This window comes from Vreelandella halophila (assembly GCF_009856365.1).
Lineage (GTDB): Bacteria > Pseudomonadota > Gammaproteobacteria > Pseudomonadales > Oleiphilaceae > Halospina > Halospina utahensis_B.
This window is the reverse complement of the sequence record NZ_WMEX01000006.1, coordinates 225594-234959: the sequence shown is the minus strand read 5'-3', so window position 1 is coordinate 234959 and position 9366 is coordinate 225594. Positions and strand designations below refer to the sequence as shown.

The following is a 9366-nucleotide window of genomic DNA, read 5'->3' as shown; positions in this document are numbered from 1 at the left end:
CCGGCTTCCGCCTCTTTCAACACACCGATAATCTGCTCTTCGGAAAATCGCTTCTTCATGTCGTTCATCCTCTTCTGAGAGGGACACTACTAAGTCAGAAGCGGTTAAGCTAGAGGGGAGCAGGTCATTCTTATAGAAGATGGTAGGTCTCACCATAAGGTGATCCGTAATCAGGAATCCCGCGCGCTACAAAAATCGTCCGCGGATAGAAACCGTGACCTGCTCCCAGTAACTTGCTTACTCAAAGTCTTCTCATGAGCGCCGCGTATTCCATAAGCGGCCATTCAAAGGCTTGCCCCCACTCATCAATCTATTCGACCAACATTGTTCCGTCGCCGTTCTACGCATAACGGGATCTGAGCATTTTGAAATCGAGCGACGACAGTATTGGTCGCATCCTCCAAGCACAATCACGGGAGTTGGACAGTTGATACAGGAGATGCTGCATGACCAACCCTCAGGATTCCGAAATCCGTCGTCCCTACTTTCGTGGCTGCCTGCTGGCAGGAGCTGTCGGGGATGCACTGGGTGCGCCGCTGGAGTTCATGACGCTCAACCAGATCCAGGCCAACTACGGTAAAGGCGGGCTCGGTGAGATGATCGAAGCCTACGGGCGGGTGGGCGCCATAACGGACGATACCCAGATGACCCTTTTTTCTGCCGAGGGTCTGCTGCGGGGGTATGTACGGGGAGCATTACGCGGCATGTCGCATCTTCCAAGCCTGGTGGATGCAGCGTACCAGCGCTGGTTGCTGACCCAGGGGGAGAGGAACAGCGCAGTCCCCTACCCCCTGACCGCAGGGAATACAGAATGGTTCTTTAACCACCAAGAACTCCACCAGCGTCGAGCCCCGGGTAATACCTGTCTCACAGCACTCCGCAACAAAACCTTCTTCGGCGAAGTGGCCGACAATGACAGCAAGGGGTGTGGTGGTGTGATGCGAGTGGCGCCCGCCGCCCTATTTCACATACACGCGGGCATAGTGCCGGACGCGGCCTGGAAAGCGTTTTCCACCGGCCAGGAGCTGGCCGAGCTCACACATGGCCATGTGACCGGCAAACTTACCGCAGGCACCCTCGCAGCGATCATCGCCGCCATCCTGGATGGGGAGGATCTTCAGCAAGCCATTACAGGGGCTGGTGAGCTCTGCCAGCAGCGCGAGGGGCACGATGAAACGACCCACGCTATCGACCAGGCCGTGGCGCTGGCCAATACGCTGACACCGATCCACGAAGCCATCCGGACACTCGGCGCTGGCTGGGTGGCCGAGGAAGCACTGGCCATCGCCCTTTACTGCTGCCTCAAAGCCACAACGCTGGAGCAGGCCATCGTCTGGGCGGCCAACCACGGCGGTGACTCGGATTCCACAGCAGCGATCGCCGGCAACATCATGGGCGCCCTCCAGGGTGTGGATGCCATCCCGCAACGCTGGCTTGAACAGCTGGAGTTACGAGAGGTGATCACTGAGCTGGCGGATGACCTGCTGGCGTTCCCTGGTTGGCCGGTGGATGACATGCCGGCACCAGATGCCGAATGGGAGAGAGAGAAGGAGCGGATTCTGGCGAAATATCCTGGTTACTGAAACCAGACTTCTTGACGAAATGTCGCTCCATCTCATTGAGCGCCTAACGGCTCAATTGCTTCTGGACCATCAAAATCCGGTCTATTCATAGCGGGGGTTACTGGCCAACTGACAACCCTCTGGGGGTCTAGGCGCTGGGCCGCAGATTTAATCTGGTGACGCTCGGTAATCTCCCCGCTCAGCCATTCGTAGCGGCAGGCGGGATCCAATACGACCGGCTGGCGGCTGTGGATATGAGCCAAGTCGGGTGCAGCGGTCTCGGTCAGTATGGCAGTGCAGAGGCTACCATCCCGGCTTGTCTCCCAGATCCCGGCGAAGAAAAGAATATCCTGAGGGCCCGCATCAAGCAGAGTAATGTAGTGGGGCTGCTTGCCTCCGGCCGTTTCGCTCCACTCAAACCAACCATTGGCCGGGACGAGGCATCGTTGGTGCTGGAAGGCGTTCCGAAAGAAGCGACTGGTGGCGACCGTCTCTGCTTTCGCGTTGATCGGCTGCGGCGCGTCCTCACCCGCCCAATGTGGCCGATACCCCCAGTGCGCCTTATCAAAGCGGACCCCACCGTCCTGCTCACGCACCATGAGGATGTCTATTCCCGGTGGGACGTTATAGCGCGCCTGACCTTCTTCGACGTTGATCGCGTTACCGAACCATTGTCTGGAGATCAACGGTGGTGGGGTATGGAGATCGAACCGGCCACACATGGCATCAGCCCCCAAAAATAATGTCGGACGTTACTTCAGCACTGCTCCGTGGTTCACTCATGCCGGATTCCTCCCCCGTAAGCTGGAAGTTTGGCACAATCAATTGACAGAAGGCACGGGGTATTTCTGTATATACAAAGCACATATGCCCCTGTTTCCTTTGCACTTTTCTGACCCATTTGCTGAAGGCTGCGATATTTGAGGTTGCGCTGAATGAGTGAAGACGAGAATCCCGGTCACCCCAGCCTCTGGGAAGCCTTAGCCCCATCATCCCAGGGGACAGAGCCAGTCTCAGCCCTATCGAACCCCGATTGCCAGATGGAAGTTATCCGCAATCTCCTCGGTAGCGGTCTGCACCAGGAAAGCCTCGAACGGTCATTGGGATTACCAGTTGACGCCCTCTCTCACGCCCAGCTTAGAAGCGGTCTGGACTCCCATTCTCAAGAGCGCTTTTTGCGTCTCCTATGTATTCTCTCCTGGGCCAATGAGCTTTTTGAAGGGGATTTGGAAACAGCAATTCGTTGGGCGCAGTCACCCGTTAAAGCATTGAATGGTGGATTACCAGTAAACATGGCCGTATCGGCCGATGACACGGAAAGAGTGCGCTGCGTTATCGGTCGTATTGAGCACGGTATTCCTCAGTGAGTCCGGCAATGGACTCTCTGGCAGGCACGGGAATTTCCTCCGCTACTCCAAAAGGCTGTGCCATGCATGGATCATGGAGCCTTACCTAATTGATTACGCGACTAGTTAGCCTAAACATCTGCTTCTTCAGCCTGCCTACATCCTGAGAGCTTCTCTGCTATGGGTATAGCGGATTAAATTCTGCAATTTTTTCAGCGCTTACCTTGCAAGGTGAAATTACAAAACTACAATCCGCCGGAAAGCTTGATGTCATTTGAGGGATCATATGAAGCTGCTTACGGCTCAGGGATTTGGTCTGAGCGCAGGGTGGGTAGGGAGCGCCCTGCTCGCGGTTGTTTTAACTGGTTGCGGTGGTGGTGGTAGCGGTGCCCCGGATGAAGGCTCTGCTGATGTGCCCCCATCTGAGGACGCTGTTGAGCTAGCTGACTCAATGGCTCTTGATGAGTCCCAAACGATCACAATCAGTGCTGCTGAGGCTGAGAAACTCGAACTCAGCGGAGATGTTCCCAGCATCTCCATCTCCAAGGTGCGCGAAGGCGTTTTCAGGATTCGGTTGGGTGACGTTGATCGCCCAGTCTCTTTCACCCTCAAGGCCCGTGCCGACAACGGGAACCTTCTTGAAAGCGCCAAGATCAAGGTCGCCAATACCTCTGCCGAGGATCTTGTAAAAGAAGCAGAGCTTATCGTTGAGCGAACTGAAACGGTAATCGATCTCCATGAGGATCGACGCTATGTCGCTCATGTCCTCGACTTACTCTATTTGCGCGGTGATATCACCAAATCCCGGAAGCAGACACTCCTAACTGATTACGACGACGGCTCTGAAGCCTGGAAATTCTCTGCCCGCAGCCGGGCCGATTATGTCGAAACCTCTCTGAACAACTACCTCAGTGGTGACGTAGGTGATTGGGCTCTTCAGCCGGCTGTCGATTCCTTCCAGTCTGAGATGGAAACAGCAGGGGATCTGAACCTGGCTAATATCGAAACCATCCCCGATTCAGCCTCGGATTTTGCCCCGGACCTCACCGGGACCACGATCCAGTACCGACCGGAGACACACAGCTTTTCACGATTTCATGGCAGTGAGCGTTTTGGGCAGACCAAGAGTGGCACGTTCCGTTTCGACGATGCCTATGTCTGGCTACGTGAAATCGCACACGATTCGGGCAAGCTGATGTGTGCCTCCAGCACTACATCATCCTCGACTTCCTTTTAATCCATCCCAGAAGGATCTGCTTTGGTTCGCTACATTCGTTTTACAGTGGCTGCAACTCTCGCCATGTTCGTCACACCTCAGGTACACGCATCAGACATCGTGATGAGCAATCCACAGCTACCGGATGCGCCAGAGCCTGTTGATAATGCCAACGCTGTCGTACCGGCCGATGTAACCCTATATGACGACACCCGTTACTCTGACCAGCTTTATTGGGACGTACTGACTGACGCCTACAAAGGGCGCTCAGAGATTGAGTCAGTCCATAAGGCATTTAGCGACTACCCGAAGGAGTCAGTGCGTGTCGCAGTATTGGATGGAGGCTTCTACAACAGCCCCGATATGAACTGGCAAGGTGGCGTCAATCTTACGTCAGCAGACACTGACCAAGGTATTCAGGTAGGGGATGACTTCCGTCAATATGATCCCGACACCTGCCCTACCACCCACGGGCAGGCTGTCGGCAGTATCATTGGAGCAACTACCAACAATAACTTCCTGCTTGCCGGCATTGCTGATGTCGACCTCTATGGCGTGCGAGTTCTTGGGTGTAACGGAAGTGGTCTTCTCAGCGAGGTTGCAACTGGTATTCGCTGGGCGGCGGCTGATCCGGATCTTGAGGGTCAGGGGTACCCCACGCTTGATGAACCTGTGGATGTAATTAACATCAGCATTGCCTCAAATGACCCTGTTGATTGCTCGAATACCGACTTACAACCGGCTATCAATTACGCGGACTCCCGCGGTGTGACCATCGTTGTTTCTGCCGGTAATGACTCGCGGTCCAGCGCAGATATAGCCCCCGGAAACTGCGACAACGTAATGACCGTTGCAGCGGTCGACCGTTCAGGGTCTCAAGCCAACTTCACCAATTATGGTAGCTCTGTCGACATCGCCGCCCAGGGCGTCGATGTTATAGCTGCCAGCGGCACCGATGGCAACGGAACATACCAAACTTCGCGCTGGGATGGCACCTCCTTTTCAAGCCCCATTGTTGCCGGGATTATTGCTTATACTCAAAGTCTCGCGGGGATCAGTACCCCTCAAACTGTTCGCGACTGGGTTTCCGCCTCGGCAACAGGCGTTGCCAGCCAAAGTAACTCCCTTGGCCGAGGCATCCTTAATGCACCACTGATGGTTGAGAACGCCTTTGGCCCGCAAATCAACGGCGGAGTGACCGCTCAACAAGTCCTCGCCGACCCCTCCCGCTGCAATAACGCTTTATTCACCCAACATTCCCCGGTCTCTATTCCAGTATGTGAGCTCTATGAGCTGACCTACGACGGAACTGTCTCAATCCCTGAAGACTATGAGCTGATGGTATTTGAAGGAGACGCGGACAACCCTCTAGCCGCGGAACCCGACAACCTTATTGAAGGTTCTACAGAGGCAGAGTTCGTTTTCAGGCTTTCAAGTCCTTTTGACACGGACTATGGCGTTCAGGTCTGCAAACAGGATCTCAGTAACTGCCAAGGCTCTCTTAAGCCCCTGGATGTCGCTACAACTATCAAGTGCAGCGACTCGGAATCCGTCGCGTCGGCAAAACGCCAGAGCGTCCAATAGCAGGTCAAATCCAAGATCAATCCCCTGAGAAAAGAATCCTAAATTCGTTTCGGAAAACCCTAAGCCTGGCTATGCAGCTTTGATAAACCCCAAACCCAAAAGAGGAAAACCGATGAAGAAAGCAGTCTCAACCAAGCTATCCGTTGTCGCTCTGGCAGGCTCCATTGCCGCCGGCTGCGCATCCCCCTTGACGTCCAGCCAAAGCCGCCAACTGGCCGAGTACGAAGCCCGTGGCCTGGTAGTTCAGGAAAAGAGCACTGGAGGCGCCACCGCTGCGGGTCTGCTGCCTGGAGGTGGTTCCTGGTACACAGGGCACTATGGGCCCGCTGTAGCCAACACCCTGCTTTGGCCCGCCTCAATTCTGTGGGATCCGGTAAGTGGCTATAACGGTGCACGTACCGCCAACTATTTCGCCACTGTGGCCCACGTGGAAGATCTTCGGAATGAGAAGCTCGATGAACTCGACGAACAGCGCATGGCGGATGAGATCTCCGAAGACGAGTACATGATGAAGCGTCGTCGGATTCGGGAGAAATACTGATCCATCAAAAGCAGCGCTACGGCGCTGCTTTTGATCAATAGGCACCAGGGGTGCGGGAAACCTGTTCTGCCCGCAGAGTGGAATGAGCGCCCGGTTTTACCCCTGACCAACGTCCGATAAGGACAAACAACAGCAAGGAAGGAAAAAAACGTGAAAAACACGATCTACGCGCAGGGGAAAATGGCCTCTCGATTCGCCGTAACAGGCCTGGCTCTGGCTTTGGCTGGGTGCTTCGGAGGATCTTCGTCTGGCTCCGGTGGCTCACAGGACCCTGAGACGGCCACCCAGCAAACCATGGACAGTACCACGGAACTCGAAGGCGCTCAGACAGGTGAGCTCCAGGATGCGGCCGTGGAAGGCATGACCTACTGGACAGCCTCCGCCGGAGTCCAGAAAACCGATGAGAATGGCTCATTCGATTTCGAGCCCGGTGAGGCAGTAGCGTTTTACCTTGGCAATGATCGTCTGATCTTCACCGATGCCGAACTCTACACAACGCCAATGGATACGATGTCACATGTGGCAATCGATAACGCCAACGTGGCGGGTCACCCGCATGAGGCGATCAATATCCTGCGAGTTCTCCAGACCATCGATGCCTCTGACAGCGACTCTGTGATCTCGATTCCCGGCAGTTTTGACAAAGACGGTGGAGCGCCCATTGGGTTTGATCTGGCCTCAGAAGCCGACGACCTCTCCAGTCAAACTGCTGTAGCTACACTATTCACTACGGCTGGGACCGATGTCCAATCACTCGTCGGCTTCACCGATGCTGGCAACCACCTTGAGCAGACCCTGAGCAACATTGATGATGCTGCCATCGATCTGAGTGGAACTTGGGATGTGACCGCCAGTTATCGTGAGGCTTTTGGTCAGGCGTTTGCGGATACCCCGGGCGCCAACGAGACGCACTCAAGCTGCGAGGATGCCGGACAGTCGCGGCTGGTGATAAATGACGAGAGCGGCTTCCAGTACGGTGATGAGATTCGCACGGAAACAGACGGCACCTGCAGCACGGTTGATTATGCCAGCACCGCTGATGGTAACCGGTTCACTCAGGTGACTCGCAACGGTAACACCGGTGTCGAGTGGGACATTGATGCCGAGGGCATTATCGATCTGGATTGCGGCCCTGTCTGCAGCCTGGCGGATCTGCGGACCACCGTTACGGATTGGGATGCACTGTGCATGTCCGACGCCTACTTTGCCAACAACCCTGACGGGGGTGCTGTCAACCACGATGAGGTTGATTACTGCGAAGAAAGCAGCAACCACAACGGACCTATTGTCGGGTATTCCGATGTAGCTTTCGTAGACCGTCTTGGTGGCGATCGCTTGATCCGGATCAAGCGAGACTACTTCACCAAGAGCGGCGTGCCTGCTCAGTCTGAAGAGCGTGCTGACAGCTTTGAAGAGCAAGGATTCTTCGTCACCGTTATGGACCGGCTCGAAGCAGTCGAGCATACGGTTGATCTGACAGATGGTGAGTGGACTGAAGTCGGTATTGGCGGGAGTGACAAGGAATCCTTCCCTGAGAGCACTGTCAACTTCAGCACCAGCCCGTCTGGTAGCGGTGCCGATGTTGCTCCGGGTTGTGACGACATGAGCGCATGCACCTGGCGTGAGCTCAATCGGGCCTACTCCAAGGCTGATGGCAACGGTGGCACCCTTACAACCCGCTACATCTATGTACGCGGCACTGAAACCCTCAATTGGGTGAATGGCGATACTGTCGGCACACTCAAGCGCGTCGCAAACTGACCCGTTCCCTCCTATGCGCCGGGGCTTACGCCCCGGCATCTCTCCCCCATTCCTCTCCTACGGAATCCGCCTGCTCCCAAGCCTTAATCTCCTCCGGGAAAGGCGAATTAGGATCGCATTGACTCAGTAGCTCATCGAGCGTGTAGAGCCTTCGCATAGCACCCTCCACTGATGCCCGTGTGTATCTTAGGCCTAAACCTGACTTCCTCATCAGATCCTTCCCCCCCCGACAGTGGCTGTCGTCGAAGGGGTTCAGCATCTACACTCTATACGGTTTTCAGTCACCAACTTAAGAGTCTCCCCATGGCCGAAACCAGCATCCGTTACCTGACCATGCTCCGGATGATCCCACGCTATCCCCGTACGGTCACCACATCCAAGCTGGCGGAGGATCTGGAGGAACACGGGTTCCAACTGACGCTACGCTCCATCCAGCGAGATCTGGAGAAGCTTTCCGCCCACTTTCCGCTGATGGTGGATGAGTCCGCGCGCCCTTACGCCTGGTCCTATAACGCCTCGGCTGCTGCCAGCATGATTCCGGCACTGGACATGCCTGCAGCCCTGACGCTGGAGCTGGCTCGCGCCTACCTTGCTCCAGTTCTGCCCCAACGGGCACTGGAGCATCTTCAGCCTCACTTCCGGGAGGCACAGGAGACATTGGGAAGGCGAGACAATCCTCTTGGCCGATGGCCGGAGCGGGTTCGCGTCATTAATCGTGGCCTGATGACGCGGCGCCCGGAGGTGAATGGCGAGGTGCTGGAAACCATCACGGAAGCATTGCTTAAGGACCTCCAGTGCGAGCTGGTCTACAAAGCTCGATCATGGCCAGAACCGGAGACAATCCGTGTCCATCCATACGGCCTCATCTTCCGAGATCCCAATGTTTATCTAATTGGAACCATTGATGGGCGGGAAGGAATCCGGCAGCTCGCTCTGCACCGGGCCAGTAGCAGCGCCCTGCTGGATGAGGCTGTTGATCGGCCGAAGGACTTTGACTTGGATCAATACATCCATTCGGGCGCCATGGGTCAGCCATTCCACCACACCCCCATTCAGCTGCATCTTCGTTGTGATACCGAATTCATGCTGCACCTGGCCGAGTCGCCCATGAGCCTGGACCAGGAGATATTCAATGAAACGGATGAGAGTTTTGAGCTCACGGCCACGGTGAGCGATACCATGGATCTCAGATGGTGGCTGGTAGCACAGGCCAGCCACCTGGACCTTCTCGCGCCGGAGTACCTGCGCGGGGAAACGATGAAGATTCTGGAGGCATCACTGCAGCGCCAGAAAGCGGCGAGTATAGAAGCAGGTTAATTTCAGCCCGCCGGAGGCAGCTGGGTTTGTCCTTGGTGG

General features: G+C 55.7%; 8 protein-coding genes. 7 read left to right on the top strand and 1 reads right to left on the bottom strand.

Going from position 1 to position 9366, the window contains the following annotated elements; genetic code table 11:
• Positions 1 to 446 precede the first annotated feature (446 nt).
• Positions 447 to 1583, top strand: a complete 1137-nt coding sequence (locus GLW01_RS12285) for an ADP-ribosylglycohydrolase family protein (RefSeq protein ID WP_160899233.1) — start codon at positions 447 to 449, stop codon at positions 1581 to 1583.
• A gap of 32 nt (positions 1584 to 1615) precedes the next feature.
• On the opposite strand, the gene GLW01_RS12280 is transcribed toward GLW01_RS12285, so the two are convergent.
• Positions 1616 to 2284 (bottom strand): SOS response-associated peptidase, encoded by a 669-nt coding sequence (locus GLW01_RS12280; RefSeq protein ID WP_160899232.1) that lies wholly within the window; start codon positions 2282 to 2284, stop codon positions 1616 to 1618.
• Positions 2285 to 2497: 213 nt separating this feature from the next.
• On the opposite strand from GLW01_RS12280, the gene GLW01_RS12275 reads away from it, so the two are divergent.
• The 6 genes from GLW01_RS12275 to GLW01_RS12250 all read left to right on the top strand — a co-directional run bounded on the left by GLW01_RS12275 (position 2498) and on the right by GLW01_RS12250 (position 9327).
• Positions 2498 to 2929 (top strand): MbcA/ParS/Xre antitoxin family protein, encoded by a 432-nt coding sequence (locus GLW01_RS12275; protein ID WP_160899231.1) that lies wholly within the window; start codon positions 2498 to 2500, stop codon positions 2927 to 2929.
• Between the two features lie 265 nt (positions 2930 to 3194).
• The gene (locus GLW01_RS12270) at positions 3195 to 4145 is read left to right on the top strand and encodes a hypothetical protein (RefSeq protein WP_160899230.1); all 951 of its coding nucleotides are present in this window, start codon (positions 3195 to 3197) and stop codon (positions 4143 to 4145) included.
• Positions 4146 to 4166: 21 nt separating this feature from the next.
• Positions 4167 to 5708, top strand: a complete 1542-nt coding sequence (locus GLW01_RS12265) for a S8 family peptidase (RefSeq protein WP_160899229.1) — start codon at positions 4167 to 4169, stop codon at positions 5706 to 5708.
• Between the two features lie 112 nt (positions 5709 to 5820).
• Positions 5821 to 6249, top strand: coding sequence for a hypothetical protein (locus GLW01_RS12260; protein WP_160899228.1), 429 nt, complete (start codon positions 5821 to 5823; stop codon positions 6247 to 6249).
• A gap of 150 nt (positions 6250 to 6399) precedes the next feature.
• The gene (locus GLW01_RS12255) at positions 6400 to 8010 is read left to right on the top strand and encodes a hypothetical protein (RefSeq protein ID WP_160899227.1); all 1611 of its coding nucleotides are present in this window, start codon (positions 6400 to 6402) and stop codon (positions 8008 to 8010) included.
• A 303-nt stretch (positions 8011 to 8313) separates the two neighbouring features.
• Positions 8314 to 9327, top strand: coding sequence for a helix-turn-helix transcriptional regulator (locus tag GLW01_RS12250; RefSeq protein ID WP_160899226.1), 1014 nt, complete (start codon positions 8314 to 8316; stop codon positions 9325 to 9327).
• Positions 9328 to 9366 lie beyond the last annotated feature (39 nt).

Excerpts from the sequence above, each read along its gene's own strand:
- GLW01_RS12285 (WP_160899233.1), top strand. The coding sequence starts at position 447 with ATGACCAACCCTCAGGATTCCGAAATCCGTCGTCCCTACTTTCGTGGC.
- GLW01_RS12280 (WP_160899232.1), bottom strand. The coding sequence starts at position 2,284 with ATGTGTGGCCGGTTCGATCTCCATACCCCACCACCGTTGATCTCCAGA.
- GLW01_RS12275 (WP_160899231.1), top strand. The coding sequence starts at position 2,498 with ATGAGTGAAGACGAGAATCCCGGTCACCCCAGCCTCTGGGAAGCCTTA.
- GLW01_RS12270 (WP_160899230.1), top strand. The coding sequence starts at position 3,195 with ATGAAGCTGCTTACGGCTCAGGGATTTGGTCTGAGCGCAGGGTGGGTA.
- GLW01_RS12260 (WP_160899228.1), top strand. The coding sequence starts at position 5,821 with ATGAAGAAAGCAGTCTCAACCAAGCTATCCGTTGTCGCTCTGGCAGGC.
- GLW01_RS12250 (WP_160899226.1), top strand. The coding sequence starts at position 8,314 with ATGGCCGAAACCAGCATCCGTTACCTGACCATGCTCCGGATGATCCCA.